Origin of the sequence: Amycolatopsis sp. NPDC004169, from assembly GCF_040610315.1 — a bacterium.
Lineage (GTDB): Bacteria > Actinomycetota > Actinomycetes > Mycobacteriales > Pseudonocardiaceae > Amycolatopsis.
Genome location: NZ_JBEXMD010000018.1, coordinates 36,525 through 60,841, shown reverse-complemented (window position 1 = coordinate 60,841; position 24,317 = coordinate 36,525). Strand labels below are relative to the sequence as shown.

The following is a 24,317-nucleotide window of genomic DNA, read 5'->3' as shown; positions in this document are numbered from 1 at the left end:
GGGAGGCGCGGGTGAGCACGACGGGACGGCAGGTCCTCCGCCGGTCGATCGCCGGGCAACGACGACCGGTGGCGCTGGCGGCGCTGCTGACCGCGAGCCACCAAGGCGGCGAAGCACTGGTCCCGGTGGTGATCGGCGTGGTGATCGACCAGGCCGTCGCAGGCGGCTCGGTGGGCACCCTGCTGCTCTGGCTGGTGGTGCTGGGCGCGCTCTTCGCCGTGCTGTCGACCAGTTACCGCCTCGGCGCCCGGTTCGGGGAACGCGCCGCCGAGCGCGCGGCCCACGACCTGCGCCTCGACGTCGGACGCCGCGTGCTGCACCCCGGCGGCGTGGCCGACTCCGGCACCCTCGCCGGCGAGCTGGTGAGCATCGGGACGTCGGACGCCAAGCGCGTCGGCACGGTCAACGGCGTGCTCCCCTTCGGCGTCGCGGGCCTGGCCGGACTGCTGGTCAGCGCCGTCGCCCTGCTGGCCATGTCGCTGCCGCTCGGCCTGCTCGTGCTGCTCGGCACGCCGCCGATGCTGTACCTGGCGCACCTGATCGGCAAGCCCCTCGAGCGCCGCAGCGAGGCCGAGCAGGAGCGCTCCGCGTTCGCCTCCGGCGTCGCCACCGACCTGGTCGCCGGGCTGCGCGTCCTGAAGGGCGTCGGCGCCGAACGCGCCGCCGTCGACCGCTACCGCCGCACCAGCCGGGATTCGCTGCGCGCGACCCTGCGCGCGGCCCGCGCCCAGGCCTGGCACAACGGCGCGCTGCTGGCGCTGACCGGCATCTTCATCGCCGTCGTCGCGCTCGTCGGCGGCAACCTCGCCGCGGCGGGTGACATCAGCGTCGGCGACCTGGTCGCCGCGGTCGGGCTCGCGCAGTACCTGATCACGCCGTTCTCCCTCTTCTCCTGGGTCAACGGCGAACTCGCGCAGGGCCGGGCCTCGGCCGCGCGCATCGCGGCCGTGCTGAACGCGGCCCCGGCCGTCGGCGGCGGGGACGCGGCACTGCCGGTGCCGCCGGCCGGGCACGTCAAGCTGACCGCGGTGAGCCGCGGCGCGCTGCGGGACGTCGGGTTCGAAGCACGCCCGGGCGAGCTGCTCGGCGTGGTGGCCACCGACCCGGCGGCCGCGACGGACCTGCTGGACTGCCTGGGCCGCGCCGCCGATCCCGCGGCAGGCTCGGTGTCGGTCGACGCGGTCGACCTGTCCACTGTGGACCCGAGCCGGGTGCGCGAGGTGGTGCTGGTCGCCGCGCACGACGCCGACCTGTTCGCCGGAACGGTCGCCGAAAACCTGGCCACCGGCCCGAAAACCGCCGAGGCGATGACCGCGGCGGCCGTCGACGAGGTGGCGAGCGCACTGCCCGACGGCGTCGCGACCGCCGTCACCGAACGCGGGCGGTCGCTGTCGGGCGGGCAGCGGCAGCGGGTCGCGCTCGCCCGGGCGCTGGCCGCCGACGCGCCGGTGCTGGTGCTGCACGACCCGACGACCGCCGTCGACACGGTCACCGAGGCCCGGATCGCCGCCGGGCTCGCCGAGCTGCGGCGCGGCCGCACCACCATCCTCGTCACCACCAGCCCGGCCCTGCTGGCCGCCACCGACCGCGTCGTCCTGCTCGACGACGGGCGCGTCGCGGGCGAGGGACGGCACGCCGAGCTGGCCGGCCGTCCCGACTACCGAGCGGCGGTGCTGTCATGACCCGCGAACTCCTGCCCGTGGCCGACGGGCGGCGGATCCGCGCCGTCCTCGGCGAGCTCCTCGGCCGGGAGAAGGGGCGCGCGGCCGCCGCGTTCACGACGCTCGTCGCGGCCACCGCGATCGGGCTGCTCACCGCGCCGCTGCTCGGCCGGGTCGTCGACCTGGTCGCCACGCACCGCCCGGCCACCGACCTCGTCACGCCGATCGTGGGCCTGGTGCTCGTCGCGGTGGCGCAGGCGGTGGCGACCGCGATCGGCGTGTCGCTGGTGGCGCGGCTGGGTGAGACGATCCTGGCCGAGCTGCGTGAACGCTTCGTCGAGCGCGCCCTCGGCCTGCCGCTGGAACAACTCGAGCGCGCCGGGTCCGGCGACCTCACCGCCCGCGTGACGAACGACGTCTCGGTGGTCGCCGAAGGTGTCCGGCAGGCGCTGCCCGAGCTGGGGCGGTCGGTGCTGACGGTCGTGCTGACCCTGGGGGCGCTGGCCGTGCTGGACTGGCGGTTCCTGCTGGCGGCACTGCTGGCCGTGCCGATCCAGCTGTGGACCGTGCGCTGGTACGTGCCGCGCGCGAAGCCGTTGTACGCCGCGCAGCGCGAGGCGGTCGGGACGCAACAGCAGCAGCTGCTGGACACGATCGGCGGCGCGAAGACCGTCCGGGCGTTCCGGCTGGCGGACACCCACCTTTCGCGAGTGCGCGAGCGGTCCGATGCCGCCGTCTCGCTGGCGCTGCAGGGGATCCGCCTGGTGACGCGGTTCTACGCGCGGCTCAACCTGGCGGAGTTCGTCGGGCTGTCCGCGGTGCTGGCGCTGGGGTTCGTGCTGGTCGGCGCGGACGCGGTCACGGTCGGCGTCGCGACGGCCGCCGCCCTGTACTTCCACAGCCTGTTCGGGCCGATCACGACGGCACTGGCGCTGGTCGACGACGCGCAGGCGGCCGCGGCCAGCCTCGCGCGGCTGATCGGCGTCGCCGACCTGCCGGCCGAGGCGTCGCCCGCGCGGCCGTCGCGGCCGGTGGACGCGTCGGTGAAGACGGCGGGGATCGGGTACTCCTATGTGGACGGTCACCCGGTGCTGCGCGACGTCGACCTGGGTGTCGCGCCCGGCGAACGGGTGGCGCTGGTGGGCGCGAGCGGGGCCGGGAAGACGACGCTGGCCAAGCTGATCGCCGGCATCCACCGCCCGGACACGGGATCGGTGACGCTGGGCGGCGTGCCGCTGGAGGAACTGGGACCGGAGGCGACGCGGCGGACGGTGGGGCTGATCAGCCAGGAGGTCCACGTCTTCGCCGGCACGCTGGCCGACGACCTGCGGCTGGCCCGCCCGTCGGCCACCGACGCCGAACTGCGGGCGGCGCTCGCGAAGGTCGGGGCGCTGACGTGGGTTTCTTCGCTGCCGGACGGGCTGGCGACGGTGGTCGGCGAAGGCGGTCACCAGCTGACGGTGACGCAGGCGCAGCAGCTGGCCCTGGTCCGGCTGGTGCTGGCGGACCCGCCGATCGCGATCCTCGACGAGGCCACGGCGGAGGCGGGCAGCGCGGGCTCGAAGGTCCTGGAATCGGCGGCCGCGGCGGCCCTGGAGGGCCGGACGGCACTGGTGGTCGCCCACCGCCTCACCCAGGCGGCGGCGTCGGACCGGATCGTGGTCCTCGACGAGGGCGCGGTCGTGGAGTCCGGAACCCACGACGACCTGGTCGCCGCGGGTGGCCGGTACGCGAAGCTGTGGGAAGCGTGGTCCGGCCAACGCGCCTGATGCCACGGTGCCGGCCGATCCCGGCCGGCACAGCGAACACGGTCAGGCGATGGCGAGCTGCCACTTCTGCCAGTTCGCCGGGGAAGTGCGCTCATAGGTCGAGATGTTGCCGCCGCCGCTCGGCGTGAGGTAGGTCCCGCCGGCGACGTTGCGCACCCGGAACGTGCCGATCAGGTCCGGCTCGACCTGCCACTGCTGCGCCGGGTCGTCGGAGGCGCAGGCGCTCACCAGATCGACGCGCGGCGATCCGGACGACCCGGTGCGCAAGCAGGTGCCGGTGGTGAGGTTGCGCAGCTGGACCACGCCCCCGCCGAGCTCGACCCGCTGGAACTTCTGTTCCGCCACGGCGGCGCAGTCGGCCTGCTTCGCGGCGGTGCCGACGGCCGCGACGCACTTGTGTTCCGACACGCTCTCGATCCGGACCACCCGGCCGCTGGTGTCCGGCGGCGGGACCGGCGCGCTCCCGGTGACCCGGAACTGCCACCGCTGGTAGTCGCTGCGGCCGGCGTTCTGCAGGAAGACGCCGAAGTTGTCGTACAGGACGGTGTCGGCCACCCGGCCCGTCTTGGCGTGCGTCAGCTTCTCGCCGGCGAGCACCCAGTACTGCTCGGCGTCCTCGTCGTCGCATTCGTAGCGGACGACGTTGTCGATTCCTTTCACGCAGGTTCGGTCGCCGAGGTTGCGGAGAATCACTTTCTCGCCGTCCACGGGGATGCGCTCCCACTGCTGGGTTTGGGCGCCGGTGCAGGTCTCCACCGTCACCCAGGCATAGGTCGGCGCCCCGACGCCGAGGCATTTGCCCATGGCGACGTTCTTGATTTCGAGCGTCTGATTGGTTTCTGCCATCGCCGGAGCCGTGACTCCCGTTCCCATTGCCCATGCTGCCGCGATGACGACGAAGATGCGCGATCCGAGTTTCACCTGGCGGACGATAGCGACTCCGCGAGGAAGGGGGACACCGAATTGATTCGTGACAGGGCTGAATGGACGACACGCCGGGAGCCATTCGGCTTCCGGCGTGTCGTGCGGGAGGGTGGTCAGGCGTCCATGGCGTCGGCCAGGGACTTGGGGCGCATATCCGTCCAGTTCGCCTCCACGTGGTCCAGGCACTCCTGGCGGGAGGACGGGCCGAAGGCGACCGTCCAGCCCGCCGGGACGTCGACGGACTGCGGCCACAGGCTGTGCTGGTTCTCGGCGTTGACCAGCACCAGGTACGTCCCGGCCGGGTCTTCGAACGGGTTGGTCATCGCGGGCCTCCTCAGGCGGTGATGTCCGTGCGGGCACCCTTGACCAGCGCGGTCAGCTTCTGGATGACCGGCGTGGCGAGCAGGTGGTTGAACCGCGGCTCGGCCGACCAGTCGCCGAGCTGGTTCGCCTTCACCGCGGGCAGCTGGTTCCAGGTCGGGAACTGCGTCATCTGGGCGCGCGGCATCGCGTACGAGCGCGAGTCGGTCAGGATCAGGTCGGCCGGGTACTTGCCCGCCTGCTCCCAGGACAGCTGCTCCCAGTAGTCCTCGCTGCCGCCGCCGGAGACGATGTCCAGGCCGAGCTCGCGGTAGTACGCCAGGTCGGCGAAGAAGTCCGGCTTGGCGATGTACAGGCCGTCCTTGTCGCCGTAGAGCACCAGGACCTTCAGGCCGGCCTTCTCCTTGGCCGCCGCGCGCAGGTCCTCGGACGCTTTGTCGAAGTCCTCCTTGGCCTTCTTCATGGTGTCCGAATTCGCGTCGCCGCCCAGGGCGACGGCCAGCTGCGCGTAGCGCTCGATCACCTTGGGCAGCGTGACCTTGTACTCCGACAGCGCGACCACCGGCGCGACCTGCTGCACCTTGGGGCCGAGGTCGCCGGTGAGCACCCACATGTCCGTCGGCTTGGTGCCGGTGAGGCCGGTGACCACCAGGTCCGGCTTGAGGGCGGCGAACTTCTCCATGCTGAAGTCGTCCCACGCGTTGCCGATCGAGGTGACGGCGTTCAGGTCGATGTTGCCGGCCTGGATCTCCTTGCCGCCGTCGGCGGTCTTCTGCGGGCCGAACACGCCGACCGGGCGGACGCCGTAGTCCCAGAGCGCCGCGGCCGAGCTGGCGTAGGCCACCACCCGCGTCGGACGCTGGTCGCGCGCGGCCTTCTGGCCGCGGTCGTCGGTGAACTCCCACGGGCCGGAAGAGCCCGCCGCCGGCTTGTCGCCGCCGCTGCCGCACGCGGTGAGGGCCGCGGCGGCCGCGAGGCCACCCGTCCCGATCAGGAAGCCACGCCGGCTGAGCCCGGCATTGGGGAACACGGACATGAGCACCTCTCGCAGACCAGCAGTTACTTAGGCATACCTTATTTAGGTAAGCCTCTCAAAAGCAACTGTGTCAGCGCCCACGGCCGGACAGCTGCCCGACCGCACCCGGCACCGGCTCGGCCGGGTCGTGTCCGAGGTGGACCTGCCGGTTGTCCGCGTCGACGTGCACCACCCGCGGCCGGTGCCCGGCGCGCTCGGCCTCCTCCACCTGGGCGTAGGTGATGATGATGACGAGGTCGCCGGGGTGCACCAGGTGCGCGGCCGCGCCGTTGACGCCGATCACGCCGGACCCCGGCTCGCCGGTGATGGCGTAGGTCTCCAGCCGGGCGCCGTTGGTGATGTCGACGACCTGGACCTTCTCGCCTTCGACGATGTCCGCGGCGGCCATCAGGTCGGCGTCGATGGTCAGCGAGCCGACGTAGTGCAGGTCGGCCTGGGTGACGGTGGCGCGGTGGATCTTGGCGTTCATCAGGGTGCGCTGCACGACTGGTCCTCGTCTCGGGTCACCAGCGCGGCGAGGCCCGCCGCGGTGGGGGTGCGGAAGAATTCGGCGATCGGCAGCTCGGTCCCGAACCGCTCGGTGATCCGGTTGCGCAGGACCACCAGCAGCATCGAGTGGCCGCCGAGGGTGAACAGGTCGTCGTCGGCGCCGACGGCGGCGACGTCCAGCACCTCCGCGAAGATCTCGCAGAGAGCCTTTTCCAGCGGCGTTTCCGGCGCCCGCCCGCGCGTGGAGAACTCCGGCACCGGCAACGCCGCCCGGTCGAGCTTCCCGTTGCGTGTCACCGGGAACGCGTCCAGGGGCACGATCGCCGCGGGCACCATGTACTCCGGCAGTGACCGGGCCAGGAACTCCCGCAGCTCCCCCGGATCCGCGGTCGCCGGGGTCGTGTAGGCGACCAGCCGCTCCTCGCGGACGACGACCAGTGCCTCCGTGACGTCGTCGTGCCGGGTCAGCGCCGTCTCGATTTCGCCCGGCTCGATGCGGAAGCCGCGGATCTTGACCTGGTCGTCGGTGCGGCCGAGGTACTCCAACTGCCCGTCCGGCCGCCAGCGCACCAGGTCGCCGGTGCGGTACATCCGCTCCCCCGGCTGATGCGGCGAAGCGACGAACCGTTCGGCGGTCAGCGCCGGCCGCGCGTGGTAGCCGCGGGCCAGCCCGGCGCCGGCCAGGTACAGCTCGCCCGGCACCCCGGCCGGGACCGGCGAAAGACCACCGTCGAGGACGTACGCGCGCGTGTTGTGCACCGGACGCCCGACCACCGGCCGGTCGGCGTCGCCGAAGCGGCCGACCAGAGCGTCCACAGTGGCCTCGGTCGGGCCGTAGAGGTTGTACGCCTCCGTGCCCGGCATCGACGACAGCGTCTCCCACAGCGCCTGCGAAACGGCTTCGCCGCCGACGCCGACGACACCCAGCGCACACGCGCCGTCCGCGATCACCCCGGCCGCGGCCAGCTGCGCGAAGTGCGACGGCGTGAGTTCGAGGAAGTCGAGCTCACGCTCGCGCACCACCGCCGCCAGCCGCGCAGGGTCGCGGCGGGTCTCGTCGTCGACGACGTGCACCTCGTGCCCGTCGAGCAGCCACAGCTGCGGCTGCCAGGACGCGTCGAAGAAGAACGCCCACGCGTGCCCGACCCGCAGCCGCCGCCCGCCCGCGGCGGCGACGGCCGGGCGGTAGAGCGTCTCGCGGTGGCTGTGGAACAGGTTGACCAGCCCGGAGTGCGGGACGACCACGCCCTTCGGCTTGCCGGTGGAGCCGGAGGTGTACAGCACGTACGCCGGGTTCGCGGGCGACGGCGGGACGAGGGCAACGGAACTGTCCACGGTGTCCTCGTGCATGTCCTCGACGCACAGAGCGCCCGGAACGGCCGAAGCCAGTGAGCGGCTGGTGAGCACCAGCGAAGCGCCGGAGTCGGCCAGGATCGCCGAGATCCGCTCCGAGGGCTGGTCCGGATCGATCGGCAGGTACGCCGCTCCCGTCTTGAACACGCCGAAGATCGCCTCGACGACCGCCGCCGATCGCGGCAGCACCAGCGCCACGACCTTCTCGGGAGCTGCACCTCGCGAAGCCAGCCACCGGGCGAGGCGGTCGGTCCGTGCCGCGAACTCCGCGAACGTCAGACTCGAGGAGGCGTCGCTCAGCGCCATCGCGTCCGGGGTCGCGGCCACCTGCGCGGCCAGCCGGTCGACGACCGTCGGAGCCGCGAGCGTCAGCGGCGCTCCCGCACCCCAGTCGCGCAGGATGCGGTCCCGCTCGACGGTGTCGAGGACGTCGATCCGGCTCAGCGGCCGGTCGGGGTCCGCGACGACCGCCGCCAGCACCCGGACCAGGCGCTCGGTGAGCGTCCGGGCGGTCGGCTCGTCGAAGAGGTCGAGGCTGTATTCGAGGTCGCCGTCGATGCCCTCGGCCGTCTCGACCAGGTCGAAGGACAGGTCGAACTTCGCCTGCCGCAGCCCAGTGTCCCGGTAGGCCGCGTCGAGTCCCAGCAGCCGTTCCGGCTCCGAACCCGAGTGGTAGACGGCGAGCATGACCTGGAACAGCGGGTGCCGGGCGAGCGACCGCGGCGGGTTGAGCAGTTCGACGAGGTGCTCGAACGGCAGGTCCTGGTGGGCGTAGGCGGCCAGGTCGGCTTCGCGGACGCGGGCCAGCAGCTGCCGGAACGTCGGGTCGCCGCCGGTGTCGGTCCGCAGGACGAGGGTGTTGACGAAGAACCCGGCGAGGTCTTCCAGCGCGTGGTCGGAGCGGCCGGCGACCGGTGTTCCGAGGGGGATGTCGGTGCCGGCGCCGAGCCGGGTCAGCAGCGCGGCCAGCGCCGCCTGCAGGACCATGAACGTGCTGGTGTCGCTGCGGTGCGCCAGCTCGCGGAGTCCGCTGTGGACGGAGCAGGGCACGGTGAACGGCACGGCGGCGCCGCGGTTGGTCGACCGCGCCGGGCGGGGCCGGTCGGCCGGGAGCGCCAGTTCGTCGGGGAGCCCGGCGAGGGTGTCCCGCCAGAAGGCCGCCTGACGGCCGAGGAGGCTGTCCGGGTCGCCGGCGTGACCGAACATTTCGCGTTGCCACAGCGTGTAGTCCGCGTACTGCACCGGCAACGGCGTCCACTGTGGGGGCCGGCCGCGCAGCCGGGCCGCGTAGGCGGTGTCGAGGTCCCGCTTCAGCGGTGGCAGCGACCAGCCGTCACCCGCGATGTGGTGCACGAGCAGCACCAACACGTGCCGGTCCGGCCCCGCCGAGACGAGGGTGGCCCGGATCGGGATTTCCGCGTCGAGGGTGAAGCAGTACGACGCCGCCGCGGTGACGCGCTCGTCGAGGTCGGCTTCGGCCACGGATTCGGTGACCAGCACCGGGACGGCCCGGTCGAGCACGACCTGCCGCGGTGTGCCCCGCTCCTCGACCAGGAGGGTCCGGAGGACCTCGTGCCGGGCCACGACGTCCCCCAGCGCGGCCCGCAGCGCGTCGATGTCGACCGGACCGGTCAGGTCCCACGCCCACGGGATGTTGTAGGTCGCGGACGGCCCGTCGAGGCGGTCGAGGAACCACAGCCGCTGCTGGGCGAAGGACAGCGGCAGGACGTCCGGCCGCTCGGCCCGGACCAGCGCCGGACGCACGCCCCGGCCCGGGTCGAGGGCCTCGGCGAGCCGGGCCGGCGTCGGCGCGTCGAACACCGCCCGGATCGGCACCTCGACGCCGAGGAGCGCGCGGATCCGGCTGACCAGCCGCGTCGCCAGCAGGGAGTGCCCGCCGAGGGCGAAGAACCCGTCATCCGGGCCCACCGACGGAACACCGAGGACGTCGGCGAACAGTCCGCACAGCGCCTGCTCGGCCGGGGTCCGCGCGAGCCGTCCGGAGGCGCGCACCTGCGGGTCGGGCAGGGCGGCGCGGTCGAGCTTGCCGTTGGCGTTCAGCGGCAGCGCGTCGAGCACCACGATCGCCGACGGCACCAGGTACTCCGGCAGGCGCTCGGCCACCCGGGCCCGCAGCGCGCCGGGGTCGCCCGACGGCGCCACGTAGGCGATCAGCCGGTTCTCCCGGGCGAGCACGGCCGCGCGCGCCACCGAGGCGTCCGCCATCAGCACGGCCTCGACTTCGCCGGGCTCGACGCGGAAGCCGCGGATCTTGAGCTGCTGGTCGGCGCGACCGAGGAACTCGTACGCCCCGTCGGCGCGGCGGCGGACGAGGTCGCCGGTGCGGTACATCCGCTCCCCCGGCTGGTGCGGCGAGGCGACGAACCGTTCGGCGGTGAGCGCCGGACGGCCGAGGTAGCCCCGGGCGAGCCCGGCGCCGGCGAGGTACAGCTCGCCGCGCACGCCCGGGGGCACCGGGCGCAACGCGGCATCGAGGACGTACGCGCGGGTGTTGGCGATCGGCCGTCCGATGGCCACCGGCCCGCAGACCTGGGCCAGGCTGTCGCCGGCGACTTCCGAGCAGCCGTAGAGGTTGACCAGTTTCGCCGACGGCCACCGGGCCGCGACCTTCTCGGCCAAGGCCTCGGAAAGGGGCTCGCCACTGGTGATCCAGGTGGTCACCGAATCGAACGCCCCGGCCGGGGCGTCCTCGGCGAAGGTGTCGAGGAGGCTCGGGACGACGGTGAGCACCTGCGCGCCGGTCTCGCGCACGAATTCGGCCAGCTCGAGAGGGTCGGTGGCCGTCGTGTCGTCGGCGAGGACCACCGGGTCACCCGCGACGAGCCCGCCGAGCAGTTCGGTGGAGCCGTCGATGAACGTCAGTGCGCTCTTGGCCATGCGCACGCCCTGGGCGAGTTCCCGGCCCCAGTGCAGCCGGTTGGCCAGCGCCCGCTGGGTGCCGGCGACCGCCTTCGGACGTCCGGTCGAGCCGGACGTGAAGATCACGTACGCCGGGTGGTCCGGGTGGATCGTCGGCCAGGCCGGTTCGGGCCCGGTGTCGCCGGGCCGGACGAGCCGGTCTCCGAAGCCGTCCGACGCGATGACGAGGTGCGGTCCGGCATCGGTGAGCATCAGCTCGATGCGGTCGGCCGGGTGGTTCAGGTCCAGGGGGAGGTAGGCGGCGCCGGTCTTGAGCACCGCCAGAAGGGCGACGACCAGGTCGACCGACCGCGGCAGCGCGACCGCCACCACGCGTTCCGGGCCCGCGCCGCGGGCGAGCAGCGCCCGGGCGAGAGCCGTGGCCCGTGCGTCCAGCTCGGCGTAGGTGAGCCGCTCGGAGCCGAACACCAAGGCCGGCGCGTCCGGCGTTCGCGCGACCTGGGCCGAGAACAGCCCGGCGGCCGTCTCCGCGGGCAGCGGGGTCGCGGGGTCGGCGGCCGGCTGGTCGTGCTCGGCGGCGGTGAGCAGGTCGACCGCCCCGATCCGGGTGTCCGGGTCGGCGACGACCGCGGCCAGGAGGGTCCGGAGCCGCCCGAGGATCGCCTCGACGGTCGTGCGGTCGAAGACGTCGCTGTTGTACTCGGCCGTGCCGCGGATCCCGGCCTGGTGCCCGGGCCGTTCGCCGACGAAGAACGTCAGGTCGGCGCGTGCGGTACCGGTGCGGACCGGCTCCTCCACGACGGTGAGACCCGGCAGCACGAGGTCGGCGACGGCGTTGTTCTGCCAGGCGATCATCGTCTGGAACAGCGGGTGGTAGGCCAGCGACCGCGCCGGGTTGAGGGCTTCGACCAGCCGCTCGAACGGGACGTCCTGGTGGGCGTAGGCGTCGAGGCTGCGCTCCCGCACCCGGGACACCAGGTCGCGGAACGACGGATCACCGCCGGTGTCCACGCGCAGCACGAGGGTGTTGACGAAGAACCCGACGAGGTCGTCGAGGGCGGCGTCGGTGCGCCCGGCGATGGACGTGCCCAGCGGGATGTCGGTGCCCGCGCCGAGCCGCGTGAGCACTGCGGTCAGCCCGGCGTGCACGACCATGAACACGCTGGCGCCGCAGGCGCGGGCCAGCTCGACGAGTCCACTGTGGAGCTCGGCGTCCCAGCCGAAGGCGAACTGTTCGCCGCGGTAGGACGCCTCCGCCGGGTGCGGCCGGTCGGTGGGCAGCTCGATCCGTTCCGGCAGCCCGGCGAGGGTCTCCCGCCAGTAGGCCAGCTGCGGCTCGATCACCGGCTCGCCGAGGACGTCCCGCTGCCACAGCGTGTAGTCCGCGTACTGCACCGGCAATGGCGTCCACTGCGGACGTTCACCGCCGCACCGCGCGGTGTAGGCGGTCGCGAGGTCCCGCCACAGCGGCGCGGTCGACCAGCCGTCGGAGGCGATGTGGTGGAACACCAGCACGAGGACGTGCTCGCGGGCGCCGAGGCGCAGCAGCTGCGCCCGCAACGGCAGCTCCGACTCCAGCACGAACACCGTGCCCGCCGCTTCCGACACCGCGTCGGCGAGGGCGGCCTCGGTCACCGTGCGGACCGGCAGCGGGATCGTGACGTCGTCGAGGACGTGTTGCCGGGCTTCCCCGTCGATCTCGGGGAAGACCGTGCGCAGGGCTTCGTGGCGGTCCACCACGTCGGACAGCGCCGTGCGCAGCGCGTCGACGTCGAGGACGCCGGTCAGCCGGACCGCCGTCGGCATGTTGTAGGTGGCCGACGGGCCTTCGAGGCGGTGCAGGAACCACAGCCGCTGCTGGGCGAACGACAACGGCAGCACGTCCGGCCGCGGGTCGGCGCGCACCAGCGCCGGCCGGGCCGAGGTGTCCGAAGTGGCCAGCGACGCCGCCAGCCCGGCCACGGTCGGTGTCTCGAACACCGACCGGACCTGCAGTTCGACGCCGAAGACCGCGCGCACCCGCGCGACCAGGCGGGTCGCCATCAGCGAGTGCCCGCCGAGGGCGAAGAAGTCGTCGTCGACGCCGATCGACGCGGTGTCGAGGACCTCGGCGAAGAGACCGCACAGGACTTCCTCGACCGGGGTCCGCGGGGCGCGGCCGGCGGTGACCGCCTGCTTGCCGGGGCTCGGCAGCGCGCGCCGGTCCAGCTTGCCGGACGCCAGCAGCGGCAGCCGGTCGAGCACCACGAACGCCGAGGGCACCATGTACTGCGGCAGCCGGTCGCGGACGTGCGCGCGCAGGGCCGTGACCAGCGCGCTCGTGTCCCGCTGCCCGGACGGGTGGTTGCCGAGCGTGTCGAGGGCGGCCCGGGCCGGGCGGCCGCGGTGGATCCGCTGCGGCTCACCGGTGGTGAACACGACTTCCAGCTCGCCCTCGTCGGCGGTGAGGGTGGCGTACACCCGGTAGCCGTGCCGCTCGCCGAGTTCGTGCAGCGTCTCGGGGTCGACTCCGGACCGCTCCGCCAAAGAGGACAGTGCGGTCTCGGCGTCGCCCGCAGCCAGCGCGGCGACGGCGGCGAGTTCACCGGACAGCCGGGCGTTGGGCACGCCGGTCACGCGCAGCCGGGCCGGCCGGGCGGCCAGGGCCGGTTCCAGCTCGTCCAGGGCGACGACCTGCTCTTCCGGAGTGTCGGGGCGCGGTGCCTTGCGCAGGACGACGTCGTAGCGGTGGCGGGTCAGCTCGTTGTGGGCGCGGCCGCGCTTGACCCACACGTCGACGTCGGCGAAGCCGTCGAGTTCCAGGGCCCGGAAGAAGTCCGGGTCGAGGACCAGCTCGCCCTCGCGCGCGATCGCCTGGTCCACCGCGGCGACGTCCCGGCGGCCGTGGCGCAGTTCGGTCGCGGTCCGGAACGCCCGCAGCGACCGGAGGTTCCGGATGTCGCCGAGGAAGATCACGCCGCCCGGCCGGACGTGCGCCGCGGCCGTGCGGAGGACTTCGGCGAGGTAGCCGACGCTCGGGAAGTACTGCGCGACCGAGTTGATGATCACCGTGTCGAAGTCCGGCAGCTCGCCCAGGTCGTGGGCGGGCCGCGCGGCCAGGTGGACCTTGCTCGCCAGCGGCGTCGCCGCGAGTTCGCGCCGCAGGTTGGCGATGGCCTTTTCGGACAGGTCGACGCCCCAGTACTCCTCGGCGTCCGGCGCGATCCTCGAAAGGATCAGGCCGCTGCCGACACCGATCTCCAGGACGCGCTTCGGCCGCAGCGAGCGGATCCGATCGATCGTCGCCGCGTGCCACTCGCGCATCTCGGCGAGCGGGATCTCCGAGCCGTCGTAACTGGAGTTCCAGCCGGTGAAGTTCTCCTCCAGCCCGCCGGAGGCGGCTTCGGTGAAGACGTTCTCGTGCAGCTCACGCCACTCGCCGACGTGGTCCAGCTCGGCTTCTTCGTCGCGCCCGGCCGCGGGCACGGCGTAGGCGATGAGCCGTCCGTCCTGGGCGACGACGACGGACTGCCCGACGCCCGGGTGCTCGGCCAGCACGGACTCGATTTCGCCGAGTTCGATCCGGTAGCCGCGGATCTTGACCTGGTCATCGGCCCGGCCCAGGAACACCAGCCGCCCGTCCGGCAGCCACTTCACCAGGTCACCGGTCCGGTACAGCCGCCCACCCGAACCGAACGGGTCGGCCACGAACCGCTCCGCCGTCAGCCCCGGCCGCCCGAGATAACCGCGGGCCAAGCCGGAGCCCGCGAGGTACAGCTCCCCCACCACGCCGGGTGGCACCGGCCGCAGGCCGGCGTCCAGGACGTAGGCGCGGGTGCCCGGGTCGGGGACGCCGATCGGGACGACCGTCGCGTCCGCCAGCTCGGCAGGGTCGCTCTCGCCGAGGGTCGAGTTGGTGGTCGCTTCGGTCGGGCCGTAGGCGTTGAACATCCGGCGGCCCGGCGCCCAGCGGCGCACCAGCTCGGGCGACACGCGTTCGGTGCCCGCCAGCAGCACGCTGTCCCGCGGCAGGTCGAGGTCCGCCGGCAGGGCGTCGAGCAGGGCCGGCGGGAGGATCATGAAGTCGACGCCGTGGGCGTGCGCGTACTCGGTGAGTGCCGGGCCTGCGACCCGCCGCTCGGCCGGGACCACGACCAAGCGGCCACCCGAGAGCAGGCCGAGGCACAGGTCCCAGAAGGCGACGTCGAAGCTCGGCGACGCGAACTGCAGCACCCGGCTGTGCGGGCCGACGCCGAAGCGTTCGACCTGGGTGGCGACCAGCTTCGCGACGCCGGAGTGCTGGAGGACGACGCCCTTCGGCCGCCCGGACGAGCCGGACGTGTAGAGCACGTACGCCGCGTTCTCCGGCACGATCGCGACCTGCGGGTCCTTTGTGGACGCCGTCTCGAGCGCCGGGTCGTCCAGGAGCACCCGGGGCAGTGGCGCGGGCAGTTTCGCCTCGACGTCCCGGGTCGTCACCACGCAGACCGGGGCCGCGTCCTCGACCATGAAGGCGATCCGGTCGCCCGGGTAGTCGACGTCGATCGGCAGGTAGGCGGCACCGGCCTTGAGCACCGCCAGCTCGGCGACGATCATCTCCGCCGACCGCGGCACGGCCAGCGCGACGACCCGCTCCGGCCCGGCACCGCGGGCGAGCAGCAGGTGCGCGAGGCGGTTGGCGCGGGCGTTCACCTCGGCGTAGGTGAGTTCGACGTCCTCGAAGACGAGCGCCACCGCGTCGGGCGCCTCGCCGACACGCCGGGCGAACAGGCCGGGGAACGTCTCCGTGCCTGCCGGGTCGATGGAGCCGGCCCATTCGGTGAGCACGCGGTCGCGCTCGTCGCCGTCGAGCAGGTCCAGGGCCCCGACCGGGCGGTCCGGCTCGGCCACAGCCGCGCGCAGCAGCACTTCGAGGCGGCGCAGGATGGCGTCCGCGCCGGCGTGGTCGAAGACGTCGGCGTTGAACTCGAGGACCCCGGCGATGCCGGCGTCGCGCTCGGTCAGCGAGATCGACAGGTCGAACTTCGAGGTCCCGGTGGTCACCGGCACCTCGGTGACGGCCAGGCCGGGCAGCGTCGCTTGCGCGCGGACATTGTTCTGGCCGGCGATCATCACCTGGAACAGCGGGTGGTACGACAGCGACCGCGCCGGGTTGAGCAGCTCGACCAGGCGCTCGAACGGGACGTCCTGGTGGGCGTAGGCGTCGAGGTTGCGCTCGCGGACCCGGGCCAGCAGCTCCCGGAACGTCGGTTCGCCGCCGGTGTCCACGCGCAGCACGAGGGTGTTGACGAAGAACCCGACGAGGTCGTCGAGGGCGGCGTCGGTGCGGCCGGCGATGGGCGAGCCGATCGGCACGTCCGTGCCCGCCCCGAGGCGGGTGAGCAGGGCGGCGAGGGCCGCGTGCACGACCATGAACACGCTGGCGCCGCTCTCGCGGGCCAGTTCGGCCAGGTGCGCGTGGAGCCCGGCGTCCCAGGTGAAGGTGTGCAGCTCGCCGCGGAAGGTCGCGGTCGCCGGGTGCGGCCGGTCCAGCGGCAGCTCGATCCGGTCGGGCAGGCCGTCGAGGGCGTCCCGCCAGTAGTCCAGCTGTGCGCTCAGCACGCTGTCCGGATCGTCTTCGCGGCCGAGCAGATCCTGTTGCCACAACGTGTAGTCCGCGTACTGCACGGGCAGTGGCGTCCACTGTGGAGCCTCGCCGGACCGGCGGGCGGCGTAGGCGGTGGCGATGTCACGCCACAGCGGCGCCATCGACCAGCCGTCGGAGGCGATGTGGTGGAACACGAGGGCGAAGACGTGCTCGCGAGCACCGAGCCGCAGCAGCTCCGCGCGCATCGGCGCGTGCCGCTCCAGGTCGAACGAGCCGCGGACCAGACCGGTCAGGGCCGCGTCGACGTCGGCGACCTCGCGGACCGGCAGGTCGACCTCGCTGGGCGGGAGGATGTCCTGGCAGGGCACGCCGTCCCGCTGCGGGAAGCGGGTGCGCAGGGCCTCGTGGCGGGCGACCACGTCCGACAGCGCCCGGCGCAGCGCTTCGACGTCGAGGTCGCCGTCGAGCCGCATGACCAGCGGGACGTTGTAGGTGGCCGACGGCCCTTCGAGGTGGTGCAGGAACCACAGCCGCTGCTGGGCGCCGGACAGCGGGACGAAGTCCGGGCGGCGCGCGGGGACCAGCGGCGGCCGGGCAGTGCCGCGGGCGGTGGCGAGCGCCTCGGCCAAGCCTGCCGGGGTCGGCGTCTCGAAGACTGCCCGCACTTCGAGTTCGGCGTTCAGGGTCGTGCGGACGCGGGCGATCAGCCGGGTGGCCAGCAGCGAATGCCCGCCGAGAGCGAAGAAGCTGTCGTCCGGCCCGACCCGCGGCAGGCCGAGGACGTCGGCGAACAGCGCGCACAGCTGTCGTTCGACCGGTGTGCGCGGTTCGCGGTCCGAGACCGGCGCGCTCACGTCCGGGGCGGGCAGGGCACGGCGGTCGAGCTTGCCGTTCGCCGTCACCGGCAGCGCGTCGAGCACGACGATCGCCGAGGGCACCATGTGCTCGGGCAGCCGTCCGGCGGCGAAGGTGCGCAGGTCCGCCGGGAGCGCCGAGCTCCGGCGCGAGCGCCGCGGGTTGCCGGTGTAGCTCAGGATCGAGCCCGGGCCGGGGCGGAACGCCCCGGCCGGGTCGTCGGTGAACAGGACGTCGACCGAGCCGTCACCGGATGCGGACCAGGTGACGACCGCACCGAGTGCGTACCAGTCCTCCGGATCCACGCCTTCCGTCAGCCGCCCGTTGGGGACGCCGTCGACGCGCAGGCCGTTGCGGCGGCGCGCGGCCACCTCCTCCACTGTGGACACATCGGTGCCCCACGTCAGCATCTCGGCTTCCGAAGGTCCGGCGGTCCCCGGACGGAGGACGACGTCGTAGCGGTACCGGGTGAGTTCGTTGACCGCCCGGCCGCGCTTGACCCGGATGTCCGCGGCGACCCCGTCGATGCCCGCGAAGAACTCCGGTGCCACCAGGAGTTCCTTCTCCCGCAACAGCCGCTGTTCGACGTCACCGCCGCGGGCCTCGGCCACGGCGGTGTGGAACGCCCGGACCTGACGCAGGTCACGGACGTCCCCGACGAACAGCGAGCCACCCGGCGCCAGGAGGTCCAGGGCCTTGCGCACGACGTCGAGCAGGTAAGCCCCGCTCGGGAAGTACTGGACGACGGAGTTGAGCACGATCGTGTCGAAGAACCCCGACGGCAGGCCGGTGACGTCGGCGGCGTCGCCGGTGCGCAGCTCGACGCGCCCGGCGAGCGCCGGGTCGGCCGCGACCCGCTCCCCCAGCGACGCGATGACCTCGGCGGAGAAGTCCGTGCCCCAGTACGTCTCGCAGTCCGGGGCCAGTCCGGTCAGCAGCAGGCCGGTGCCGACGCCGATTTCCAGCACCCGCTTCGGCCGCAGCTCGCGGATCCGCGTGACGATCGCGTCCCGCCACTCGCGCATCTCCGCGCGCGGGATCGGTTCCCCGGTGTAGCTGGAGTTCCAGCCGGCGAACTCGTCCTCGGCCGCCGAGTACATCGAGTCGTAGAGCTCACGCCACTCCCCGACCTGCTCGGTTTCCTCTTCGGCCGAGCCGGCGGTGTCGGCGGGCACGACGTACCCGACCAGGCGGACGTCGCCGGGCCGGTCTTCGCGGGCGACGACGACGGCGTGGGCGACGTCGTCGTGCGCGGCCAGGGTCGCGGCGATCTCGCCGGGCTCGACGCGGAAGCCGCGGATCTTGACCTGCTCGTCGCCGCGGCCGAGGAATTCGAGGACGCCGTCGGGGCGGAAGCGGGCGAGGTCGCCGGTGCGGTACATGCGCGTGCCCGGCGCGCCGAACGGGTCGGCGACGAACCGCTCGGCGGTGAGCCCGGCCCGGCCGAGGTAGCCGCGGGCGAGCTGGACGCCGGCCAGGTACAGCTCACCGGGGGTGCCCGGCGGGACCGGGCGCAGGGCGGCGTCGAGGACGTAGGTGCGGGTGTTCCACACCGGACGTCCGATGGGGACAGAAGTGTCCTCGGTGGACGTCCTTTGTGCGGTGACGTCGATCGACGCTTCGGTGGGGCCGTAGAGGTTGTGCAGCTCGGCGTCCAGGACCTGCCCGAACTGCGCGACAGCGTCGAGGGGCAGGGCTTCGCCGCTGCAGAGCACCCGGCGCAGGCTCGTGCACTCCCCCGCCGCCGGTTCCTGCAGGAAGACCTGGAGCATCGACGGGACGAAGTGGACGGTCGTGATGCCGCGCTCGCGGATCAGCCGGGTGAGGTAGGTGGGATCCTTGTGCCCGTCCGGCCGGGCGAGCACCTCGGTGGCGCCGGTGAGCAGCGGCCAGAGGAACTCCCACACCGAGACGTCGAAGCTGGACGGCGTCTTCTGCAGCACGCGGTCGTCGGCGGTGAGGCCGTACTCGTCCTGCATCCAGAGGAGCCGGTTGACGATCCCGGCGTGCGGGACGACGACCCCCTTGGGCCGGCCCGTCGAGCCGGACGTGTAGATGACGTACGCCGGGTTCTCCGGCCGGAGGACGACGTCCAGGGACGCGTCCGACACTCCGGCCAGGGTTTCGGGGTCGTCCAGAAGCAGGGCACCGTCGACGGCGGTGCCCGCGACGGCCAGCACCAGGGCCGGGGCGGCGTCTTCGAGCATGAACGCGATGCGGTCGGCCGGGTAGCCGGGGTCGAGCGGGAGGTAGGCCGCGCCCGTCTTGAGCACCGCGAGGATCGCGGTGACCAGGTGCGTCGAGCGGGGCAGGGCCAGCGCGACCACGCGCTCGGGCCCGGCTCCCCGCGCGGCCAGCACGCGGGCCAGGCGGTTCGACAAGGCGTCGAGCTCGGCGTAGGTGAGTTCCTCGTCCTCGAAGACCAGGGCCGGGTGATCGGGCGTGCGCGCGACCTGGGCGGCGAACAGCTCGGGCACGGTGACCGCGGGGACGTCCTCGACGGCTCCCGACCAGCTCTGTTCGAGGCTGTCGCGCTCGGCCGGGGTGAGCACGTCGAGGCTGCCCAGGCGGCGGTCCGGGGCGGCGGCGACCTGCCGGAGCAGGGTTTCCAGGCGGTCGAGCAGGCCGGTGACGGTCGTCCGGTCGAACACCTCGGCGTTGAACTCGGCCTGGCCGTGGAGGCCGTCGGCCCCCTCGGTGAAGGAGAACCAGAGGTCGAACTTGGCCGTGCCGGTGCCGACCGGCTGCTCGGTGACGGTCAGCCCCGGCAGCTCGACGCCGGCGCCGGGGGTGTTCTGCCAGGCGAGCATGGTCTGGAACAGCGGGTGGTGCGCCGGCGAGCGCGCCGGGTTGAGCGCTTCGACCAGCCGCTCGAACGGGACGTCCTGGTGGGCGTAGGCGTCGAGGCTGCGCTCGCGCACCCGGGCGACCAGGTCGCGGAACGCCGGGTCGCCGCTCGTGTCGACGCGCAGGACCAGGGTGTTGACGAAGAAGCCGACGAGGTCGTCGAGGGCCGGGTCGGTGCGGCCGGCGATCGGGGTGCCGATCGGGATGTCGGTGCCCGCGCCGAGCCGGGACAGCAGGGCCGTCAGGCCCGCGTGCACGACCATGAACGGGCTGGCGCCGCAGGCGCGCGCGAGGTCGGCGATCGCCGTCTGCAGCCCGGCGTCCCAGGTGAAGGTGAAGAAGCCGCCGCGGTAGGCCGAGACCGGCGGGTGCGGCCGGTCGAGCGGGAGCGCGATCCGGTCGGGCAGCCCGGCCAGGGTTTCCCGCCAGTAGGCGAGCTGGGCGGCTTCTTCGGTGTCCAGGAGGTCACGCTGCCAGAGCGTGTAGTCCGCGTACTGGACCGGCAGCGGCGTCCACTGGGGAGCATCGCCGCGGAGGCGGGCGCGGTAGGCCGCGGCGATGTCCCGCCACAACGGGGACAGCGACCAGCCGTCGGCGGCGATGTGGTGGATCACCAGGACCAGCACGTGCCGCCGCGGGCCGGCGGTGAGCAGCTCGGCGCGTACCGGCACGCCGGCGTCGAGCTCGAACACCCCGCGTACCAGAGCGTCCACTTCGGAGTCCACATCGGACACGGCACGGACGGCGAGCGCCACCGTCCCTTCGGGCCGGATCTGCTGGTACGGGACGCCGTCGACCACCGGGAAGACCGTCCGCAGGGCCTCGTGCCGGGCCACGACGTCGTTGAGCGCTTCGCGCAGCGCGTCGACGTCGAGCTCCCCGGCCAGCCGCATGACGAGCGGGACGTTGTAGGTCGCGGAGCCGCCTTCGAGGCCGTGCAGGAACCACAGGCGCTGCTGCGCGAACGACAGCGGCAGCCGTTCCGGCCGCTCGGTGACCCGCACCAGCGGGCGCCGCTCGCTGGCGGTGACCTCCCCGGCGAGCAGCTCCGCGAGCGCGGCCGGCGTCGGCGCGTCGAACACGGCCCGCACCGGTACCTCGGCACCGACGGCCGCGCGGATCCGCTGGATCAGCCGGGTGGCCAGCAGCGAGTGGCCGCCGAGGGCGAAGAAGTCGTCGTCCGGCCCGGCCTGTGGCACGCCGAGGACGTCGGCGAACATTTCGCACAGCAGCTGCTCGACGGGATGGCGCGGCGCACGGCCGGGCCCCGCGGTGAACCGTTCCGGGCTCGGCAGGGCCTTGCGGTCGAGCTTGCCGGAGGCGAGCACCGGCAGTTTGTCGAGCACGACGAACGCCGACGGCACCATGTACAGCGGCAGCCGGTCCCGCACGTGCGCGCGCAGCGACGCCACGAGGGCCCCGGTTTCGCGGCGGGCCGCGGGGTTGTTGGCGTACGACCCCGGTGCACCCGTCGGCCGCACCGGGCGGTAGGCCGGGCCGTCTTCGCCCCTCGAGAAGACGGCTTCGAGGCCTTCGGCCGCCAAGGTGACCGCCACGCGGTAGCCGGCCCGCTCGCCGAGCGCGTACAGCGCTTCCGGGTCGATGCCGTCCCGCCGGTCGAGCGCGGCCGAGGCGGCCGAGGCGGCCGATGCGTCCCCGGTGTCCAGGGCGCGGACCGCGGCCAGCTCGCCGGCCAGGCGGGCGTCCGGGATCGCGGTGACCCGCAGCCGCTCCGGCGTCTCGGCGGCCAGGAACCGTTCCACCGCGTCGAGGCCGCCGAAGGCGACGACCTGCTCGTCCGCCGGTTCCGGCCGAGGTGCCTTCCGCAGCACGACGTCGTAGCGGTGGCGGGTCAGCTCGTTGTGGGCGTGGCCGCGCTTGACCCACAGGTCGACGTCCCCGAAGCCGTCGAGGCCGCGCGCCAGGGCCGGGAAGAAGTCCGGGTCGAGGACGAGCTCGCCCTCCCGGGCGATCGCCTGGTCCACCGCGGCGACGTCGGCCCGGCCGCGGTGCAGCTCGACCGCGGTCCGGAACGCCCGCAGCGAGCGGAGGTTCCGGATGTCGCCGAGGAAGATCGTCCCGCCCGGCGTGAGCAGGCCTGCGGCGGTCTTGACGACTTCGGCGAGGTAGTCCGCGCTCGGGAAGTACTGGGCGACCGAGTTGATGATCACCGTGTCGAACCGCGGCAGCTCCCCGAGATCGTGCGCGGGCCGGGCCGCCAGGTGCACCTTGTCCGCGAAGGGCATGGCGGCGACTTCGCGGCGGACGTTCTCGATGGCGCTCTCGGAAAGGTCGACACCCCAGTAGGTTTCGGCGTCCGGGGCGATCCGCGACAGGATCAGCCCGCTGCCGACGCCGATCTCCAGCACCCGCTTCGGCCGCAGGGCGCGGATCCGGTCGATCGTCGCCGCGTGCCACTCGCGCATCTCGGCGAGGGGGATCTCCGAGCCGTCGTAGCTGGAGTTCCAGCCCGCGAAGTTCTCTTCGATGCCGCGAGAACCGGCGAGCATCTCTTCGTGGACGTCGTGCCATTCGTCGACGTGCCCCTGCTCGGCCGCCGGGTCGCGGTCGGGCACCGGCACGGCGTAGGCGATCAGCTGCCCGTCCTGCGCGACGACGACCGACTGGCCGACCCGCGGGTGCTCGGCCAGCACCGACTCGATCTCGCCGAGCTCGATCCGGTAGCCGCGGATCTTCACCTGGTCGTCGGCCCGGCCTAGGAACACCAGCCGCCCGTCCGGCAGCCACTTGACCAGGTCACCGGTCCGGTACAGCCGGCCACCCGAACCGAACGGGTCGGCCACGAACCGCTCCGCCGTCAACCCGGGCCGCCCGAGATAACCGCGGGCCAAGCCGGATCCGGCGAGGTACAGCTCCCCCACCACCCCGGGCGGCACCGGGGCCAGGTGCGCGTCGAGGACGTACGCGCGGGTGCCGGGGTCCGGCACGCCGATCGGCACGGCCGAGCCGGGGGCGATCTCCGGGTCGCAGAGCCCGAGCGTGGAGTTGGTCGTGGCCTCGGTCGGGCCGTAGGCGTTGAACATCCGCCGCCCCGGCGCCCAGCGGCGCACCAGCTCCGGCGACACCCGCTCGGTCCCGGCCAGCAGCACGCTGTCCCGCGGCAGGTCGCAGTCCTCGGGGAACTCGGCGAGCAGGGCGGGCGGCAGGATCATGAAATCGACGCCGTGGGCGTGCGCGTACTCGGCCAGTTCCGGGCCGGGCACCCGGCGTTCGGCCGGGACGATCACCAGCCGGCCACCCGAGAGCAGCCCGAGGCACAGGTCCCAGAAAGCCACGTCGAAACTCGGCGACGCGAACTGCAGCACCCGGCTGTGCGGGCCGACGCCGAACCGCTCGGACTGCGTCGCGACGAGCTTCGCCACCCCCGCGTGCGAGACCACGACACCTTTGGGACGGCCGGTGGAACCCGACGTGTAGATCACGTAGGCGGCGTTGGCCGGGACGATCGCGGCGGCCGGGTCCGTCGCCGGGCCGTCGGCCAGGTCCACCTCGTCCAGCAGGAGGAGGTCGCCGTCGAAGCGGTCGGCGAGTTCGCCGGTCGTCACCACGCACACCGGGCGCGCGTCGGACACCATGAAGGCGATCCGTTCGGCCGGGTAGTCCTGGTCCAGCGGCAGGTACGCGGCCCCGGCCTTGAGCACCGCGAGCTCGGCCACGATCATCTCGATCGAACGCGGCACGGCGAGCGCGACCACCCGCTCGGGCCCGGCACCGCGGCCGATCAGGACGTGGGCGAGCCGGTTGGCGCGCGCGTCCAGCTCGGCGTAAGTGAGCTCCTCGTCTTCGAAGACGAGCGCGACGGCGTCCGGGTTTTCGCGGACGCGGGCCGCGAACAGCTCCGGGAACGTGGCCGGCGGCGTGGCCAGGTCCGTGGCGTTCCAGCCGGCCAGGATCTCGTGTCGTTCCTCGGCGGTCAGCAGGGCGAGCCGGTCGACCGGCCACTGTGGACGCTCGGTCGCCTCGGCGATGAGGTGGCCCAGGTGGCCGAGCATGCGCTCCACAGTGGACTCTTCGAGCACGTCGGCGCGGTAGCGCAGCCCGTCCGCGGTCAGGTTCAGATCCAGCGGCAGGTCCGTTTCGGCACCGAAACCGACGTTGACGAGCAGCGAGCCCCCGCGACCGGGCTCGGGGTCCAGTTCGGCGACCAGGTCGGCGAAGGGCACCTCGTGCGCCAGCGCTTCCTCGCGTGCCTCGCGCACCCGGGCCACGACCTCGGCGAACCCGGGCGAGCCGCCCAGGTCCACCCGCAGCGGCACCAGCGAGCCGATTCCCAGCCGGACGTCGACGGTTCCCGTGTAGCGGGACAACAGCACCGTGAACGCCGCCAGCAGGGTCGGCTCGTCGGCCTCCGGCACCGGGCGGCCGAGCACCACCGGGGCGGCGGGCTCCGCCGGGTACGGCCGGTCGACCGGCAGCGGCAGCTCCTCGGGCGCCGATGCGAGGCGGTCCCGCCAGAACCCGAGCCTCGACACCTGCTGCTGCACAGCGTCACCGTTGCTCACCGGTAGACCAGCCTCCCGCTGCTCACGGCGCCCTGATCGGGGCGCGAACTTAGGTGACCCTAACAAACGGATGGTGAGGATGCACTCCTGTAC

At 73.3% G+C, this 24,317-nt stretch carries 7 protein-coding genes; 2 read left to right on the top strand and 5 right to left on the bottom strand.

All coding sequences use genetic code 11. From position 1 onward, the window contains the following. Positions 1–11: 11 nt before the first annotated feature. The gene (locus ABZX11_RS24195) at positions 12–1,682 is read left to right on the top strand and encodes an ABC transporter ATP-binding protein (RefSeq protein WP_354916578.1); all 1,671 of its coding nucleotides are present in this window, start codon (positions 12–14) and stop codon (positions 1,680–1,682) included. Next, positions 1,679–3,430, top strand: a complete 1,752-nt coding sequence (locus ABZX11_RS24190) for an ABC transporter ATP-binding protein (RefSeq protein ID WP_354916575.1) — start codon at positions 1,679–1,681, stop codon at positions 3,428–3,430. The genes ABZX11_RS24195 and ABZX11_RS24190 overlap by 4 nt, the downstream gene beginning before the upstream one ends. A gap of 42 nt (positions 3,431–3,472) precedes the next feature. Here the strand turns inward: ABZX11_RS24190 and ABZX11_RS24185 are convergent, their stop codons facing one another. The 5 genes from ABZX11_RS24185 to ABZX11_RS24165 all read right to left on the bottom strand — a co-directional run bounded on the left by ABZX11_RS24185 (position 3,473) and on the right by ABZX11_RS24165 (position 24,206). Continuing rightward, positions 3,473–4,276 (bottom strand): RICIN domain-containing protein, encoded by an 804-nt coding sequence (locus ABZX11_RS24185; RefSeq protein WP_354916572.1) that lies wholly within the window; start codon positions 4,274–4,276, stop codon positions 3,473–3,475. A 191-nt stretch (positions 4,277–4,467) separates the two neighbouring features. Further along, entirely contained in the window at positions 4,468–4,677 is a 210-nt protein-coding gene (locus tag ABZX11_RS24180) for an MbtH family protein (RefSeq protein WP_354916569.1), read from the bottom strand. Between the two features lie 11 nt (positions 4,678–4,688). After that, the gene (locus ABZX11_RS24175) at positions 4,689–5,711 is read right to left on the bottom strand and encodes an ABC transporter substrate-binding protein (RefSeq protein ID WP_354916566.1); all 1,023 of its coding nucleotides are present in this window, start codon (positions 5,709–5,711) and stop codon (positions 4,689–4,691) included. A gap of 70 nt (positions 5,712–5,781) precedes the next feature. Beyond that, positions 5,782–6,195, bottom strand: coding sequence for an aspartate 1-decarboxylase (gene panD, locus ABZX11_RS24170; protein WP_176169367.1), 414 nt, complete (start codon positions 6,193–6,195; stop codon positions 5,782–5,784). After that, positions 6,180–24,206: an amino acid adenylation domain-containing protein gene (locus ABZX11_RS24165; RefSeq protein ID WP_354916563.1), complete on the bottom strand. Its 18,027-nt coding sequence runs from the start codon at positions 24,204–24,206 to the stop codon at positions 6,180–6,182. Before ABZX11_RS24165 ends, panD begins: the two co-directional genes overlap by 16 nt. Positions 24,207–24,317: the final 111 nt, after the last annotated feature.